We start from the raw sequence: 15,772 nt of genomic DNA, 5'->3' as shown, positions 1-15,772 counted from the left end.
CAAGGTGTTGGAATGATTAAATCCGACCAGGAGACCTAATGATATCGACTCCCATTCGACGATATGGGGCAACGATACTCATGTTACTCACCTTCGCGATTTCAGGTGAGGTGCTGGCAAAGACACACACAGCAACAGCGAGTCAAAAAGCCCCGGCAGTAAAGGCAAGTATTAATAAGGTTAGCAGTAAAAAAGAGTATTCTCGCAATAGTGAAATAAGCGGTTCACTTCCTGACTTGCGAAAATACCCTTCCGGAACACCAAGGAAAAAAGCGTTTCTCCGGACAGTGATGCCTTATATTACCAGCCAGAATGCTGCCATTACCGCCGACCGTAACTGGTTGGTGTCCAAGCAGTACGATGGACGCTGGTCACCGACCGAGCGTGCGCGTCTGCAGGACATTACTAAGCGCTACAAAATCAGCTGGTCCGGGAATACCCGTAAAATTCCATGGAATACGCTGCTTGAACGCGTGGACATCATTCCGGTCAGTATGGTCGCCACCATGGCGGCGGCTGAAAGCGGCTGGGGAACATCGAAACTTGCGCGCGCCAACAATAATCTGTTCGGCATGAAGTGCGGAGGCGGTAAATGTAACAATGGCCCAGGCAAGGTGAAGGGGTATTCCCGCTTTGGTTCCGTGAAAGAGTCTGTACAGGCTTACGTCGCGAATCTGAATACACACCCGGCCTATTCGTCCTTCCGTAAATCGCGTGCGCAACTGCGTAAAAACGATCAGGAAGTGACGGCCACGGCGATGATCCACAAGCTGAAAGGGTATTCGACCCGCGGGTCGAGCTATAACAACTACCTTTTCGCGATGTATCAGGATAATCAGCGCCTGATTGCCGCGCATATGTAATGCGAAACGCCTTCCAGCCGGAAGGCGTTTTTCTTTGTTAAACCATCACTTCACTGTAGCGGTCGCGGTACTCTTTCGGCGTCGTGTCGTACTCTTTTTTGAATACCGAATAGAAATACTGCAACGACGGATAGCCGCACATTTGCGAAATTTCGTTAATCGACAGCGATGTCGAGATCAGCAGGCTGCGGGCCTTTTCCAGCTTTTCGCTGTGGATCACCGCGTGAATGGTTTCTCCCACCTCTTCTTTAAACCGCTTCTCAAGGTTGGAGCGGGAAATACCGACCGAATCCAGCACCTGCTCGACTTTAATGCCTTTACAGGCGTTGTTGCGGATGTAATGCATGGCCTGAATCACCGCCGGATCGTTAAGTGAGCGGTAATCCGTAGAACGACGCTCCACCACCCGCATCGGCGGTATCAGTAAACGCTGTAACGGCAGTGATTCGTTTTCCAGCAGGCGGTGCAGGAGTTTCGCCGCCTGATAACCCATTTGCCTCGTTCCCTGCGCCACCGACGAGAGCGCCACGCGCGACAGATAGCGCGTCAGCTCTTCGTTATCAATGCCGATGACGCACAGCTTTTCCGGCACCGGAATATGCAGATGCTCGCAAGCCTGCAGAACATGCCGGGCGCGCGCATCCGTCACGGCGATAATCCCGGTCTGCGGCGGCAGCGTTTGCAGCCAGTCGGCGAGCCGGTTTTGCGCGTGCTGCCAGTTCTCCGGCGCGGTTTCCAGCCCCTGATAAATCACGCCGCGATATTTTTCTTTCGCGACAAGCTGGCTGAAAGCATATTCACGTTCCCGCGCCCAGCCCTTACGGCTTGAGGCAGGCAGGCCATAAAAGGCGAAGCGGTGAACCCCTTTCTCTTTCAGATGCAAAAAGGCGCTTTCCACCAGCGCGTAGTTGTCGGTGGCGATGTAATGAACCGCAGGATAGTGCTCAGGAAGGTGATAGGAGCCGCCGACGCCGACGATCGGCACGTTGACATCCGCCAGCAGGCGTTCGATTTCAACATCGTCATAATCGGCAATCACGCCGTCGCCCAGCCACTCTTTGATATTTTCAATGCGGGTGCGAAAGTCCTCTTCAATAAAAATATCCCACTCGGATTGCGACGCCTGCAAATATTCTCCCACACCCTCAACGACCTGCCGGTCATAGGCTTTGTTGGCATTGAATAACAGCGTGATGCGGTGGCGCTTTTCAAACATGGTTCGGGTTCCCGGCTGAATCATCGCAAAGCCAGCACCGGTGGGCGGGTGCTGGCGTTATATCAGGCGCGACGTTTAGTGGCAGAATCCATCCAGACTGCCAGTAACAGAATGGCGCCCTTAACGATATACTGCCAGAACGTCGGGACGTCCATCATACTCATTCCGTTATCCAACGCAGACATAATAAATGCCCCCATTACCGCACCCGCGACGCTGCCGACGCCCCCGGCGAGACTGGTTCCGCCGATGACGCAGGCGGCAATGGCATCGAGTTCGGCAATGTTCCCGGCGGAAGGGGAGCCCGCGCCTAAACGCGAGCTGAGGATAAGCCCGGCGATCGCCACCATTAAGCCGTTAATGGCAAAGACCGCCAGCTTGGTGCGTTCGACGTTAATGCCTGATAAGCGTGCGGCTTCCAGGTTGCCGCCGATGGCGTAAATTCGCCGTCCGAATGCCGTGCGCGTCGCCATAAACATGCCTGCCAGCAACAGCGCGGCAAGAATTAACACCGGTGTCGGTACACCACGATAATCATTCAGTAACCAGATAGCGCCCAGCACAATGACCGCTGTCAGCGTCTGACGCCCCACAGTGCTTGCCGATGCTGGCGTATTTAGCCCCAGCGACTGACGACGCATGCGGCCACGCCATTGCCAGGCGATGAACACCGCCATTCCCAGCACGCCAATAATAAAGCCCACGCTATCCGGCAGATAACTCTGGCCGATTTGCGACATGGCGGCGCTGGTGGGCGATACCGTCGTCCCGTTGGTGATGCCGATGAGAATGCCGCGAAACGCCAGCATCCCGGCGAGGGTGACAATAAACGACGGCACTTTACGATAAGCCACCCACCAGCCATTCCAGACGCCAAAGACCAGCCCGAGCACCAGCGTGACCAGTACGGTGAGCGGCAACGGCCAGCCCAGCCAGACGTCAAAAATCGCCGCAACACCCCCCAGCAGCCCCATCATGGAACCCACGGAAAGGTCGATTTCAGCGGAAATGATCACGAACACCATTCCGACCGCCAGAATGCCGGTGATGGCGGTCTGGCGCAGCAGGTTGGAGACGTTACGCGCGCTGAGATAGGCTCCGTCCGTCGTCCAGGTAAAAAACAGCATGATGACGATAATCGCCGCGATCATGACAAAGACCTGCAGATTGAGCGATTTCAGCCCGGGAAATGCCGCCGGTGTGGGCGGGGTGAGTTTCATCTCAGAGGGGTTGTTCTTCGACATGACGTTCGCTCCTCAGTGCGGCTTCCATTACCTGTTCCTGCGTCAGGCCATGGTTGATTAAGTTGGCTTTTAGCTTCCCTTCATGCATCACCAGTACGCGATCGCTGAGCCCAAGAACTTCCGGCAGTTCAGAGGAGATGACGATCACGGCGATGCCCTGTTTCACCAGTTGATTGATAAGCTTGTAAATTTCGTATTTGGCGCCGATGTCGATCCCGCGAGTGGGTTCATCGAGAATTAAAATCCGCGGGTTGAGCAGCAGACAGCGCGCGAGGATCGCTTTTTGCTGATTCCCGCCGCTCAGACGACCAATCGCCAGTTCAGGCGTTGCGGTTTTTACTTTCAGGCGCTGAATGGATTGCAAAATGCAGTGCTGTTCTGCGGCATCGTCAAGGCTGCTTAACGGCCCGGCGAAATCGTCCAGCGCGGCGAGGGTGATGTTTTTCCCCACCGCCATCACCGGCACGATGCCGTCTTTTTTGCGATCTTCCGGCACCATCGCGATGCCACTGGCGATGGCCTGCTGGCAGTTGTTGATCCGGACGGGTTGACCATCAATGTAGATTTTCCCTTCCCAGCGCCCGGGCCAGACACCAAAAAGGCACTGCACGGCTTCGGTACGCCCGGCGCCGACCAGCCCGGCAACACCGAGGATCTCACCGCGACGCAGCGAAAAAGAGACGTCGTTAACGCGCTTGATGTGGCGGTTAACCGGATGCCAGGCCGTCAGATGCTCGACCCGTAAAATTTCGTCGCCACATTCATGCGGCTCGTTGGGGTAGAGCGCCGTCAGTTCGCGCCCGACCATCATGGTAATGATGTCACCCTCGCTCATGCCGCTGGCGTCGCGCGTGCCGATGTGCTGACCGTCGCGGATCACGCAGATGGTGTCGGAGATGGCTTTCACCTCGTTCAGCTTGTGCGAGATGTAAATGCAGGCGATATCGTGGTTTTGCAGATCGCGGATGATATTAAGCAGCACCGCGGTTTCTTGTTCTGTCAGCGAGGCGGTAGGCTCATCGAGAATTAGCAGGCGAACCTGTTTGTTAAGCGCTTTGGCGATCTCCACCAGTTGCTGCTGGCCGAGGCCCAAATCGCCGACGCGGGTATCCGGGGAAATCGATAAACTCACCTGCGCGAGCAGTTTTTCACAGCGCAGGGTCATGGTGTCGTAATCCAGCACGCCATAACGGCTCATCTCAGTGCCGAGGAAAATATTTTCCAGCACCGTCAGATGTTTAACCAGCGCCAGCTCCTGGTGAATAATGGCGATGCCTTTGCGTTCAGTGTCGCGAATATGGCTGGCCTGCAAGGATTCGCCCGCAAAGGTAATTTCGCCTTCAAAGCTCCCGTGGGGATAAATACCGCACAACACCTTCATCAGCGTCGATTTGCCAGAGCCGTTTTCACCGCACAGGGAAACGACTTCCCCGGCATTAAGCCGCAGGCTGACATTATCAATCGCCTTCACCGCGCCAAAGGCCTTGGTGATATTTTTCATCTCGAGTAAATAAGGCATATACAACTCCTTCAGGCGGTCTGTTTTCGATGCCCCGAGAGAGAAATGCCCCGGAATCGGGGCATCAGAGACTTATAGATCGCTCTTTTTATGGAAACCGTCTTTCACCACGGTTTGATCGATGTTGTCCTTATTCACTTCGATAGGCGTCAACAGGCGGGAAGGGACATCCTTCAGCCCGTTATTAAGCGTGGAGTCTGATTTCGGCGTCTGCCCGTTACCCAGCTCAACGGCGATTTCTGCCGCGTTGGTCGCCAGCGTGGTGATCGGTTTATACACCGTCATGGTTTGCGAGCCGTTCATGATGCGTTTGATGCCCGCCAGGTCGGCATCCTGCCCGGAAATAGCGACTTTACCCGCCAGCCCCTGCGCGCCGAGTGCCTGGATCGCACCGCCTGCGGTGGCGTCATTCGAGGCCACAACCGCATCAATTTTGTTGTTGTTCGCCGTCAGCGCGTTTTCCATTATTTTCAGCGCATTTTCCGGAAGCCAGCCATCAACCCACTGGTCGCCGACGATTTTGATTTTGCCGTCATCAATAAACGGTTTGAGCACTTTCATTTGCCCGGCACGGAACAATTTTGCGTTGTTATCGACCGGCGAGCCGCCCATCAGGAAATAATTTCCCTGAGGCACTTTCTCAACCAGACTATGTGCCTGCATTTCACCGACTTTTTCGTTATCGAATGAAATATAAAAATCAATGTCAGCATTATTAATCATACGGTCATAAGCCAGCACTTTAATGCCTTCCTGCTTGGCTTCTTTAATAACGTTACTCAGCACCTGACCGTTGTAAGGAATAATAACTAACACATCGACGCCGCGGTTGATCATATTTTCGATTTGCGACATCTGTGTTTCTTCGTTGCCATTTGCTGACTGCACAAATACCGTTGCGCCGAGAGCTTGTGCTTTATTAACAAAAATATCGCGATCTTTCTGCCAGCGTTCGAGTCGCAGGTCGTCAATCGCCATGCCGATTTTGACCTCTTTGGCGATACCAGCCATGCTGGTCAGCATAAGAGAGGCGCAGAGGGTGAGGCAAAGGTGTTTTAATTTCATGATCGTGATGCCTTTTTTATCTGGTTGCAGGAGGTTGCAGGGTAGTTATAGAGACGAAAAAGAAACATACACTTCTGATACGCTGCAAATTTTTAACAGAGAATACGCATCTGGCAATTACCGCTTTTTCTTTTCGCATTATGATATTTGGTTTATTTTCCAAATTATGATGGCGATCGGATTTTGAACCGTTTCGTTTTTCTTTTGCATCAGGCTGTGGAAGCACTATTCCAGAAAAGAAGAATGAAAATGCGCTTTTTTTTGCGAGCCAGCGCACGTTTGTGGATTCTCTTAATGGCAGTGTGAAATAACGTAATTGAGCAACTCAAAATCAGAACTCACTATTAGCCAATGAATTAATCCCCGCCGCCTGTCTGAATATGGAGTTCATTATGCAAGCTTATTTCGACCAACTCGAACGCGTTCGTTATGAAGGCCCGTCATCGGTTAATCCGCTGGCATTTCGGCACTACAACCCGGATGAGCAGGTTCTGGGTAAGCGCATGGAAGACCACCTGCGTTTCGCCGCCTGCTACTGGCACACCTTCTGCTGGAATGGTGCTGATATGTTTGGCGTTGGCGCCTTTGAGCGCCCGTGGCAGCAGTCAGGCGACGCAATGGCGCTGGCAAAGCGTAAAGCCGACGTCGCATTTGAGTTTTTCCACAAGTTAAACGTCCCTTACTACTGCTTCCACGACGTCGATGTCTCTCCGGAAGGCGCTTCGCTGAAAGAGTACCTCAACAATTTTGCCCGCATGGTTGATGTTCTGGCCGAAAAACAGCAGCAGAGTGGTGTGAAGCTGCTGTGGGGCACGGCAAACTGCTTCACCAATCCGCGCTATGGCGCCGGTGCGGCCACCAACCCTGATCCCGAAGTCTTTAGCTGGGCAGCGACGCAAGTAGTGACGGCGATGAACGCCACGCACAAACTGGGTGGTGAAAACTACGTTCTGTGGGGCGGCCGTGAAGGCTACGAAACCCTGCTGAATACCGATCTGCGTCAGGAGCGCGAGCAGATTGGCCGCTTCATGCAAATGGTCGTGGAGCATAAACACAAAATCGGTTTCCGTGGCACGCTGCTGATTGAACCGAAACCGCAGGAGCCCACCAAGCATCAGTATGATTACGATGCCGCGACGGTGTACGGCTTCCTCAAACAGTTTGGCCTGGAAAAAGAGATCAAACTGAATATCGAAGCTAACCACGCAACGCTGGCCGGGCATTCGTTCCATCACGAAATTGCCACCGCCATTGCGCTGGGCGTATTCGGTTCCGTCGATGCCAACCGTGGCGACGCACAACTGGGCTGGGATACCGACCAGTTCCCGAACAGCGTCGAAGAAAACGCGCTGGTGATGTATGAAATCATCAAAGCGGGCGGCTTCACCACCGGCGGGCTGAACTTTGACGCCAAAGTGCGTCGTCAAAGCACCGACAAATACGATCTGTTCTATGGTCACATCGGGGCGATGGACACCATGGCGCTGGCGCTGAAAGTTGCCGCCCGTATGATTGAAGACGGTCAGCTTGATAAGCGCGTGGCGAAACGTTATGCCGGGTGGAACGGCGAGCTGGGTCAGCAGATCCTGAAAGGGCAACTGTCGCTGTCGCAACTGGCAACCTATGCCGAACAGCATAATCTGGCGCCGCAGCACCAGAGTGGTCATCAGGAACTGCTGGAAAACCTGGTGAATCATTACCTGTTTGACAAGTAATCCGCGTCGTACGGCATTGCAGGCCCGGTCGCCGTCGCGCCACCGGGCATTTTTAGTTAAGGAGCCCTCACCATGTATATCGGGATCGATCTGGGTACATCAGGCGTTAAGGTGCTCCTGCTCAACGAGCAGGGGGAAGTTATCACGTCGCAAACCGAAGCGCTTACGGTCTCGCGTCCGCATCCATTGTGGTCAGAACAGGATCCCGAATCCTGGTGGCGGGCAACGGATCAGGCGATGAAAGCGCTGGCGGCGCAGCATCCGCTGCGAGAAGTGAAAGCGCTGGGGATCGCCGGGCAGATGCATGGCGCCACGCTTCTCGACAAACAGCAGCGTATTTTGCGCCCGGCTATTTTGTGGAATGACGGGCGCTGTGGTGAGGAGTGCGCACTGCTGGAAGCGCAGGTACCGGATTCCCGCAAGGTAACCGGCAACCTGATGATGCCGGGGTTTACCGCGCCAAAACTGCTCTGGGTACAGCGCCATGAGCCGGATATTTTCCGCCAGGTCGACAAAGTGCTGTTGCCGAAGGATTACCTGCGTCTGCGCATGACCGGCGAGTTTGCCAGCGACATGTCCGATGCCGCAGGTACAATGTGGATGGACGTGGCGAAGCGTGACTGGAGTGACGCGATGCTGAGCGCCTGCCAGTTGACGCGCGACCACATGCCTGCACTGTTTGAAGGGTGTGAGGTGACCGGTACTCTGCTGCCTGCCGTCGCACAGGCGTGGAATATGGCTGAAGTGCCTGTCGTGGCGGGTGGCGGTGATAACGCCGCAGGCGCGGTGGGCGTCGGGATGGTCGATGCCGGGCAGGCGATGCTGTCGCTCGGCACTTCAGGCGTCTATTTTGCTGTCAGCGAAGGGTTTCTGAGTAAGCCGGAAAGCGCGGTGCACAGTTTCTGCCACGCACTGCCTGGCCGCTGGCACCTGATGTCCGTCATGCTGAGCGCGGCTTCCTGTCTCGACTGGGCAGCCCGTTTAACCGGGCTGGGCACCGTTCCGGCGCTGATTGCCGCCGCGGAAAAGGCGGATGAAAATGCTGACCCGGTCTGGTTTCTGCCGTACCTGTCAGGCGAACGCACGCCACACAATAACCCGCAGGCGAAGGGCGTTTTCTTTGGCCTGACGCATCAGCATGGCCCGGCGGAGCTGGCGCGTGCGGTGCTGGAAGGCGTTGGTTTTGCGCTGGCGGACGGAATGGACGTAGTCCACGCCTGTGGTATCACACCGAAAAGCGTGACGCTGATTGGCGGCGGAGCGCGGAGCCCCTGGTGGCGGCAAATGCTGGCGGATATCAGCGGTACGACGCTGGATTACCGCACCGGCGGCGACGTCGGTCCGGCGCTGGGCGCGGCGCGACTGGCGCAAATGGCGATGCATCCGGGTACGGCGTTTGCCGATCTTCTCCCGCAACTGCCGCTTGAACAGTCACACCAGCCTGATGCGGCGCGGTTTGCGCGTTATGCCCCGCAGCGCGAAACCTTCCGTAAACTCTATCAGCAGCTTCTGCCGCTGATGTCATAACACATTGTTCGCCCTCGTTGAGGGCGAACAAATTTAACTGACAAACCGGCGCGTATCCAGCCGTTGCACCAGTATCGACAGCAGCAGGCTGCCTGCCAGCGTCGCGCCGAAAATCCAGAGAATATCCACCAGCGGCCAGCTTTTCAGTTCAACGCCGTAGGTGCGCAGCGCGTGGATGATCAGCGCATGAAAACCGTAAATCCCCAGCGAGTGGCGCGAAATCAGCGCCAGACCCGGTAGCGCGTGATCATTAAGCGTATTTTTTACCAGTGTCAGCATCGCCGACGCGCTGAGAAACACCATCGGCCCGCAATACAGATACCAGGTATCGGCGAAATTGCCGCGCCATTGCAGCTCGTGCAGCGTTCCGCGCGAAATGACCGCCACGGCGATGATAAACACCGCCACGCTCAGCAGCGTCAGCGGTTTTCTGTCAGTGTCCATCATGCCGATCGCTCTGCCGAGCAGGCCATACAGCACGTAGTAGAAGGTATCGCCACTGATGTAAAGATTGACCGGCAGCCATTCGAAACCATCCACTTTCTGTGAAACCGTATTGGGGTTAGCGACAATACCGAGCACGACAATCAGCGCCAGCAGCATCTTGCCGCTCACGGTTTTTACCTGAATCAGCGGCGATACCAGATAAATAACGAAAATCGCGAAGAAGAACCACAGGTGATAGAAGACCGGTTTTTGCAGTATATATTTCAGCGACTGGATGACGTTTATCTGGGTGAACGCCGCAATATAAATCAGCGCAATCGCACTGTAGAACAGCAGGCACAGCCCGATACGCAGGAAATGCCGCGGTTGGGCGCTACGCTCGCCAAAAAACAGATAACCGGAAATCATGAAGAAAAGCGGCACGCTGACGCGGGACGCGGAATTCAGCACATTGGCGATTTCCCAGTTCAGATAACTGACGCCGTGCGCATTAGTCACATACCAGGTGGTGGTATGGATCATCACCACCATCAAACACGCAATCCCTCGCAAGTTATCTATCCAGTTAATTTTTGACTGCATCAGTGCCTCAGTGTCCTCGCTAAAAGGGGTCAGACTGGTGATTTTTCTCCATCGTTGACTGGAAAATTCCGAGTTTTTCGCCACATGCTTGTAGAGCCTGTGTCAGATTCGCAGAATGCTCCGACCTGAACGATAGTCTATTAAAAAATAACAGCCAGATAACAATGCGGTAATCAGAAAATGATGATGAAATATGTAGCTCCCTGTCTGGCGCTGTTGCTGCTTGCCGGATGCAGCACCGATCACGCCCCGCCGCAAAAGGCGCAGAAAGCAAAAGTCACCCCACTGCATTCGCTCGAAATGGAGCAATTGTGTAAGAACAGAGCGGCTGAGCGCTATAACACGGCAGCGCAAAAAATTGATGTGACCGGTTTTGAAAAGTATCAGGCCAGCTATGAATTACGCGGCTATACGTCGCGCAATGAAGGGTTTGTCTGCTCGTTTGATCCCGACGGCCAGTTTTTGCATCTTTCGATGCGCTGATCCCCTGTGTGCGCCGTCTGGCGCGCGCAAATCGCCCCTTTTTCCCCAATTTTACTTAAACAGCGCCGTTTCGTACTGTATATCTCGCAGCCAGCGGTTATACTGGTCGCTTCCTTTAAATCCACACGTATCCAGCACGAAAGAATATGCAAAAGTTTGATACCAGGACCTTCCAGGGCCTGATCCTGACCTTACAGGATTACTGGGCTCGTCAGGGCTGCACCATCGTTCAACCACTGGACATGGAAGTTGGCGCCGGGACTTCTCACCCTATGACCTGCCTGCGGGCGCTGGGGCCGGAACCCATTGCTGCTGCGTATGTGCAGCCTTCCCGTCGTCCGACTGATGGCCGCTATGGCGAAAACCCGAACCGTTTACAGCACTATTATCAGTTCCAGGTGATCATTAAACCGTCGCCGGACAACATTCAGGAGCTGTACCTCGGATCCCTGAAAGAGCTGGGTATGGACCCAACCATTCATGATATTCGCTTCGTGGAAGACAACTGGGAAAACCCGACGCTGGGCGCCTGGGGTCTTGGCTGGGAAGTGTGGCTGAACGGCATGGAAGTAACGCAGTTCACTTACTTCCAGCAGGTTGGCGGCCTGGAGTGTAAGCCGGTGACCGGTGAAATCACTTACGGTCTGGAACGTCTGGCGATGTACATTCAGGGCGTGGACAGCGTTTACGACCTGGTCTGGAGCAACGGCCCGCTGGGTAAAACCACTTACGGCGACGTGTTCCATCAGAACGAAGTGGAGCAATCCACCTACAACTTCGAATACGCGGATGTGGACTTCCTGTTCACCTGCTTCGAGCAGTACGAGAAAGAAGCGCAGCACCTGCTGGCGCTGGAAACCCCGCTGCCGCTGCCTGCCTACGAGCGTATTCTGAAGGCCGCCCACAGCTTCAACCTGCTGGATGCGCGTAAAGCCATCTCCGTCACCGAGCGTCAGCGCTACATTCTGCGCATTCGCACTCTGACGAAAGCAGTGGCAGAAGCTTACTACGCTTCCCGTGAAGCCCTCGGCTTCCCGATGTGCAACAAAGAGAAATAAGAGGCGGCCATGTCTGAGAATACTTTTCTGGTGGAAATTGGCACTGAAGAGCTGCCACCGAAAGCCCTGCGCAGCCTGGCGGAGTCCTTTGCTGCGAACTTTACTGCGGAGCTGGATAACGCCGGCATCGCTCACGGCAACGTTGAATGGTTTGCCGCACCGCGCCGTCTGGCGCTGAAAGTCGCCCGTCTGGCGGCCTCTCAGCCGGATCGTGAAGTCGAAAAACGCGGCCCGGCGATTTCCCAGGCGTTTGACGCGGAAGGAAAACCGAGCAAAGCGGCAGAAGGCTGGGCGCGAGGTTGCGGTATCACCGTTGACCAGGCGGAGCGTCTGACCACTGACAAAGGCGAGTGGCTGCTGTACCGCGCCCATGTGAAAGGCGAAAGCGCAGAAGCGCTGCTGCCGAACATGGTCGCCACGTCACTGGCGAAGCTGCCGATCCCGAAACTGATGCGCTGGGGCGCGTCTGATGTCCATTTTGTGCGTCCGGTGCACACCGTGACGCTGCTGCTGGGCGACAAGCTCATCCCGGCAACCATTCTGGGCATCAATTCCGATCGCGTGATCCGCGGTCACCGTTTTATGGGCGAGCCGGAATTCACCATCGACAATGCCGATCAGTACCCGCAGATCCTGCTGGAACGCGGCAAAGTGGTGGCGGATTACGCCGCGCGTAAAGCCAAAATCAAAGCCGATGCAGAAGACGCTGCGCGCAACATTGGCGGAAAAGCCGATCTGAGCGAAAGTCTGCTGGAAGAGGTCACCTCGCTGGTGGAATGGCCGGTGGTGCTGACCGCGAAATTTGAAGAGAAATTCCTCGCGGTTCCGGCGGAAGCGCTGGTCTACACCATGAAAGGCGACCAGAAATATTTCCCGGTCTACGCCGCTGACGGCAAACTGCTGCCGAACTTTATTTTTGTGGCCAACATCGAATCGAAAGATCCGCAGCAGATTATCTCCGGTAACGAAAAAGTGGTGCGTCCGCGTCTGGCCGATGCCGAATTCTTCTTCAAAACCGACCGCAAAAAGCGTCTGGAAGACAACCTGCCGCGTCTGCAGACCGTGCTGTTCCAGCAGCAGCTTGGCACCCTGCGTGACAAAACTGATCGCATTCAGGCACTGGCGGGCTGGATTGCCGCGCAGACGGGCGCAGATGTCAACCACGCCACCCGCGCCGGTTTACTCTCCAAATGCGACCTGATGACCAATATGGTGTTCGAATTCACCGACACCCAGGGCGTGATGGGCATGCACTACGCGCGTCATGATGGCGAAGCGGAAGACGTGGCGGTGGCGCTGAACGAGCAATATCAGCCACGTTTTGCCGGTGACGACCTGCCGTCTAACCCGGTGGCCTGCGCGCTGGCGATTGCCGACAAGATGGACACCCTCGCGGGTATCTTCGGCATTGGTCAGCATCCGAAGGGTGATAAAGACCCGTTCGCGCTGCGTCGTGCCGCGCTCGGCGTACTGCGCATCATCGTGGAGAAAAACCTGTCGCTGGATCTGCAGACCCTCACCGAAGAAGCGGTACGTCTGTACGGCGATAAGCTGACCAACGCTAACGTGGTGGATGATGTTATCGACTTCATGCTCGGCCGTTTCCGCGCCTGGTATCAGGACGAAGGTTACACAGTCGACACCATTCAGGCGGTGCTGGCGCGTCGTCCGACCCGTCCGGCTGATTTCGATGCCCGCATGAAGGCAGTTTCCCACTTCCGTACGCTCGACGAAGCGGCGGCGCTGGCGGCTGCCAACAAACGCGTTTCGAACATCCTCGCGAAATCAGACGAAGTACTGAACGATGCCGTTCACGCCTCTGTGCTGAAAGAAGCCGAAGAAATCAAGCTCGCCACGCATCTGGTGGTGCTGCGTGACAAACTCCAGCCGTTCTTCGCTGAAGGTCGCTATCAGGAAGCGCTGATCGAACTGGCGGCCCTGCGCGAGCCGGTCGATGCGTTCTTCGATAAAGTGATGGTCAACGCCGAAGATAAAGACGTGCGTATCAACCGTCTGACGCTGCTGTCCAAACTGCGCGAGCTGTTCCTGCAGGTGGCGGATATTTCGCTGTTGCAGTAAACCCCTGAGCCCGGCGGCGTTCTGCCAGCCGGGCAAGTTACCCGTGTTACAGGCAAAAAAAATCCCCGTCATTGACGAGGATCTTCATGTGCTACAGAGCCTGAATCAGGCCCTTAGTCAGGCTTACAGGCTGGTTACGTTACCAGCAGCCGGGCCTTTAGCACCGTTTTCGATGGTGAAGGACACTTTCTGGCCTTCATCAAGGGATTTGTAGCCATCGTTCTGGATAGCAGAGAAGTGAACGAACAGGTCTTTAGAGCCGTCGTCCGGAGTGATGAAGCCGAAGCCTTTATCAGCGTTGAACCATTTTACGATACCAGTCATTTTGTTAGACATAGTGATTTCCTTTAATGTAAGTGTGCTGCCAGATGGCAATAATGGTATGGATTACAGATTTGAAGCATAAAGGGAAGGTCACTACGAGGGTATCAACGGACAACCTATGAGAGGACTGCTCAGCTCAACTGCTTTATGGTCTGTAAATCAAACCGGCGCCATTAACGCACGTTGCGGCAACGATAGCAATGTTTTTCTTTGTAAAAAAGAAAACGGTCCTGATTTCAGGACCGTCGGTACTATCTCATTTGAGATAAACTCAATCTGTTAACAACCTGGAGACCTGCGGGTTCGCCTGCATCAGACGCATCAGGTTCAGCTCGGTGGCGGAAGGCCTTACACGTTTCGACTCCCACTCTTTCACCATCGTCACACTGACGCCCATTGCTCTGGCGAATTCGTCCAGCTTCAACCCGGTACCTTTTCGTAACTGTTCAAAATCAATAAGGGTTGAAGCCGCCGGCTTCAGGGTGACAAACTGCGATGCATCTTTAAAGACAATCTGTTCCAGACTGCCTAACAGATCAAACTCAGGATCTTTATATTCCATTGAGAACTCCTCTGAATCACACTGCGGGATCGTGAATAACAAGAGCTCATTAATCATAGCCAGTTATTTGTCCTGGGATCGATTTCGATCCGGTACTTTCCAGACCTGATGCGTTTCAGCTTTTTGCTGAAAAAGAGTAATACATTGAAAAATCACGCCAGGTCCGGCAATGAATATTTTTGTAAATACTCATCACAAAAGTAGCAATACAGACGAAGGACAGCAGGATCTTCTGTTGCTTTTTGCACCCGCAAGGTAAGGAAAAGGTATCTTGCCGCGCTGACCTGGACTATCCTTGTCAGCGTCAGGCACACGTGTGCCAGTTTGCGCGTTTTTTGCTGAAAGGAGTAAGAAAAATGGCGACAGGAAAGTCCTGCTCTCGCTGGTTTGCGCCTGTTGCGGCGTTATTAATGGTGGTTAGCCTGAGCGGGTGTTTTGATAAAGAAGGCGATCAGCGCAAAGCGTTTGTCGACTTTTTACAGAATACGGTGATGCGTAGCGGCGAACGGTTGCCTACCCTGACCGCAGATCAGAAAAAACAGTTCGGGCCTTTCGTTTCCGATTACGCTGTGCTGTATGGCTATTCCCAACAGGTCAGCCAGGCGATGGACGCAGGTCTGCGCCCGGTCGTCGATAGCGTCAACGCCATTCGTGTGCCGCAGGATTACATGACGCAACGCGAACCGCTGCGCCAGGCGAACGGCGCGCTGGGCGTGCTCGGTCAGCAACTGGAAAACGCGAAAATGCAGGCTGATGCCGCGCATGCTGCGCTGAAACAGTCGGAAGATTTAAAACCGGTATTTGACCAGGTGTACACGAAAGTGGTGACGACACCGGCGAACGCATTGCAACCGCTGATCCCGGCGGCACAGGTCTTCACTCAGCAACTGGTGCAGGTCGGTGATTTTGTCGCGCAACAGGGTGCGCAGGTGAGTTTTGTGGCGAACGGCATTCAGTTCCCGACATCACAGCAGGCCAGCCAGTATAACGCGCTGATTGGTCCTCTGGCGGCACAGCATCAGGCGTTCAGTCAGGCCTGGAGCAGCGCGGTCGAAGCCACACGCTAAGATGATAACAAGCCGGGTGGC

14 protein-coding genes are annotated in these 15,772 nt (G+C 54.8%); 7 read left to right on the top strand and 7 right to left on the bottom strand.

Going from position 1 to position 15,772, the window contains the following annotated elements; translation table 11 throughout:
* Positions 1-38: 38 nt before the first annotated feature.
* A complete protein-coding gene (locus AOY23_RS00985) occupies positions 39-863 on the top strand; it encodes a protein bax (protein WP_054177994.1) in 825 nt (274 codons plus the stop codon).
* 37 nt (positions 864-900) lie between these two features.
* Here AOY23_RS00985 and xylR read toward each other — a convergent pair whose 3' ends face one another.
* The 4 genes from xylR to xylF form a co-directional block, all read right to left on the bottom strand.
* Positions 901-2,079 carry a D-xylose utilization transcriptional activator XylR gene (xylR, locus tag AOY23_RS00980; protein ID WP_054178142.1) on the bottom strand — a complete coding sequence of 393 codons (1,179 nt, stop codon included), beginning with the start codon at positions 2,077-2,079 and terminating at the stop codon, positions 901-903.
* Positions 2,080-2,141: 62 nt separating this feature from the next.
* Entirely contained in the window at positions 2,142-3,323 is a 1,182-nt protein-coding gene (gene xylH, locus AOY23_RS00975) for a xylose ABC transporter permease XylH (protein ID WP_054177993.1), read from the bottom strand.
* Complete coding sequence (locus tag AOY23_RS00970) at positions 3,301-4,842, bottom strand: xylose ABC transporter ATP-binding protein (RefSeq protein ID WP_054177992.1); 1,542 nt, start codon at positions 4,840-4,842, stop codon at positions 3,301-3,303. The genes xylH and AOY23_RS00970 overlap by 23 nt, the downstream gene beginning before the upstream one ends.
* 72 nt (positions 4,843-4,914) lie before the next feature.
* The gene (gene xylF / locus AOY23_RS00965) at positions 4,915-5,907 is read right to left on the bottom strand and encodes a D-xylose ABC transporter substrate-binding protein (protein ID WP_054177991.1); all 993 of its coding nucleotides are present in this window, start codon (positions 5,905-5,907) and stop codon (positions 4,915-4,917) included.
* A 392-nt stretch (positions 5,908-6,299) separates the two neighbouring features.
* Between xylF and xylA the strand changes: the two genes are divergently transcribed.
* The gene (gene xylA / locus AOY23_RS00955) at positions 6,300-7,622 is read left to right on the top strand and encodes a xylose isomerase (RefSeq protein ID WP_038159154.1); all 1,323 of its coding nucleotides are present in this window, start codon (positions 6,300-6,302) and stop codon (positions 7,620-7,622) included.
* Between the two features lie 72 nt (positions 7,623-7,694).
* Entirely contained in the window at positions 7,695-9,149 is a 1,455-nt protein-coding gene (xylB, locus tag AOY23_RS00950; protein ID WP_054177989.1) for a xylulokinase, read from the top strand.
* Positions 9,150-9,182: 33 nt separating this feature from the next.
* Here xylB and AOY23_RS00945 read toward each other — a convergent pair whose 3' ends face one another.
* Positions 9,183-10,178, bottom strand: coding sequence for an acyltransferase (locus AOY23_RS00945; RefSeq protein WP_054177988.1), 996 nt, complete (start codon positions 10,176-10,178; stop codon positions 9,183-9,185).
* A gap of 180 nt (positions 10,179-10,358) precedes the next feature.
* Here AOY23_RS00945 and AOY23_RS00940 point away from each other — a divergent pair, with 180 nt between their 5' ends.
* The 3 genes from AOY23_RS00940 to glyS all read left to right on the top strand — a co-directional run bounded on the left by AOY23_RS00940 (position 10,359) and on the right by glyS (position 13,798).
* Positions 10,359-10,661, top strand: a complete 303-nt coding sequence (locus AOY23_RS00940; RefSeq protein ID WP_054177987.1) for a YsaB family lipoprotein — start codon at positions 10,359-10,361, stop codon at positions 10,659-10,661.
* 146 nt (positions 10,662-10,807) lie between these two features.
* Positions 10,808-11,719, top strand: coding sequence for a glycine--tRNA ligase subunit alpha (glyQ, locus tag AOY23_RS00935; RefSeq protein WP_054177986.1), 912 nt, complete (start codon positions 10,808-10,810; stop codon positions 11,717-11,719).
* Positions 11,720-11,728: 9 nt separating this feature from the next.
* Entirely contained in the window at positions 11,729-13,798 is a 2,070-nt protein-coding gene (gene glyS / locus AOY23_RS00930; RefSeq protein WP_054177985.1) for a glycine--tRNA ligase subunit beta, read from the top strand.
* 123 nt (positions 13,799-13,921) lie between these two features.
* Here glyS and cspE read toward each other — a convergent pair whose 3' ends face one another.
* Positions 13,922-14,134, bottom strand: coding sequence for a transcription antiterminator/RNA stability regulator CspE (gene cspE, locus AOY23_RS00925; protein ID WP_038159141.1), 213 nt, complete (start codon positions 14,132-14,134; stop codon positions 13,922-13,924).
* A gap of 259 nt (positions 14,135-14,393) precedes the next feature.
* Positions 14,394-14,684, bottom strand: coding sequence for an HTH-type transcriptional regulator (locus tag AOY23_RS00920; RefSeq protein WP_038159139.1), 291 nt, complete (start codon positions 14,682-14,684; stop codon positions 14,394-14,396).
* A gap of 356 nt (positions 14,685-15,040) precedes the next feature.
* Between AOY23_RS00920 and AOY23_RS00915 the strand changes: the two genes are divergently transcribed.
* Entirely contained in the window at positions 15,041-15,751 is a 711-nt protein-coding gene (locus tag AOY23_RS00915) for a DUF3053 domain-containing protein (RefSeq protein ID WP_054177984.1), read from the top strand.
* The last annotated feature ends 21 nt before the right edge of the window (positions 15,752-15,772 follow it).

It is taken from the genome of Trabulsiella odontotermitis (assembly GCF_001297775.1).
Classification (GTDB): Bacteria; Pseudomonadota; Gammaproteobacteria; order Enterobacterales; family Enterobacteriaceae; genus Trabulsiella; species Trabulsiella odontotermitis.
Note: the sequence above shows the minus strand (reverse complement) of the source record. Positions and strands in the feature narration are given on the sequence as shown.

Bases quoted from the DNA above. Each gene is read 5' to 3' on its own strand.
- glyS (WP_054177985.1), top strand. From the start codon at position 11,729: ATGTCTGAGAATACTTTTCTGGTGGAAATTGGCACTGAAGAGCTGCCA.
- glyQ (WP_054177986.1), top strand. From the start codon at position 10,808: ATGCAAAAGTTTGATACCAGGACCTTCCAGGGCCTGATCCTGACCTTA.
- AOY23_RS00940 (WP_054177987.1), top strand. From the start codon at position 10,359: ATGATGATGAAATATGTAGCTCCCTGTCTGGCGCTGTTGCTGCTTGCC.
- xylR (WP_054178142.1), bottom strand. From the start codon at position 2,079: ATGTTTGAAAAGCGCCACCGCATCACGCTGTTATTCAATGCCAACAAA.
- cspE (WP_038159141.1), bottom strand. From the start codon at position 14,134: ATGTCTAACAAAATGACTGGTATCGTAAAATGGTTCAACGCTGATAAA.
- AOY23_RS00915 (WP_054177984.1), top strand. From the start codon at position 15,041: ATGGCGACAGGAAAGTCCTGCTCTCGCTGGTTTGCGCCTGTTGCGGCG.
- xylH (WP_054177993.1), bottom strand. From the start codon at position 3,323: ATGTCGAAGAACAACCCCTCTGAGATGAAACTCACCCCGCCCACACCG.
- AOY23_RS00945 (WP_054177988.1), bottom strand. From the start codon at position 10,178: ATGCAGTCAAAAATTAACTGGATAGATAACTTGCGAGGGATTGCGTGT.
- xylF (WP_054177991.1), bottom strand. From the start codon at position 5,907: ATGAAATTAAAACACCTTTGCCTCACCCTCTGCGCCTCTCTTATGCTG.
- AOY23_RS00920 (WP_038159139.1), bottom strand. From the start codon at position 14,684: ATGGAATATAAAGATCCTGAGTTTGATCTGTTAGGCAGTCTGGAACAG.
- AOY23_RS00985 (WP_054177994.1), top strand. From the start codon at position 39: ATGATATCGACTCCCATTCGACGATATGGGGCAACGATACTCATGTTA.
- xylB (WP_054177989.1), top strand. From the start codon at position 7,695: ATGTATATCGGGATCGATCTGGGTACATCAGGCGTTAAGGTGCTCCTG.
- AOY23_RS00970 (WP_054177992.1), bottom strand. From the start codon at position 4,842: ATGCCTTATTTACTCGAGATGAAAAATATCACCAAGGCCTTTGGCGCG.
- xylA (WP_038159154.1), top strand. From the start codon at position 6,300: ATGCAAGCTTATTTCGACCAACTCGAACGCGTTCGTTATGAAGGCCCG.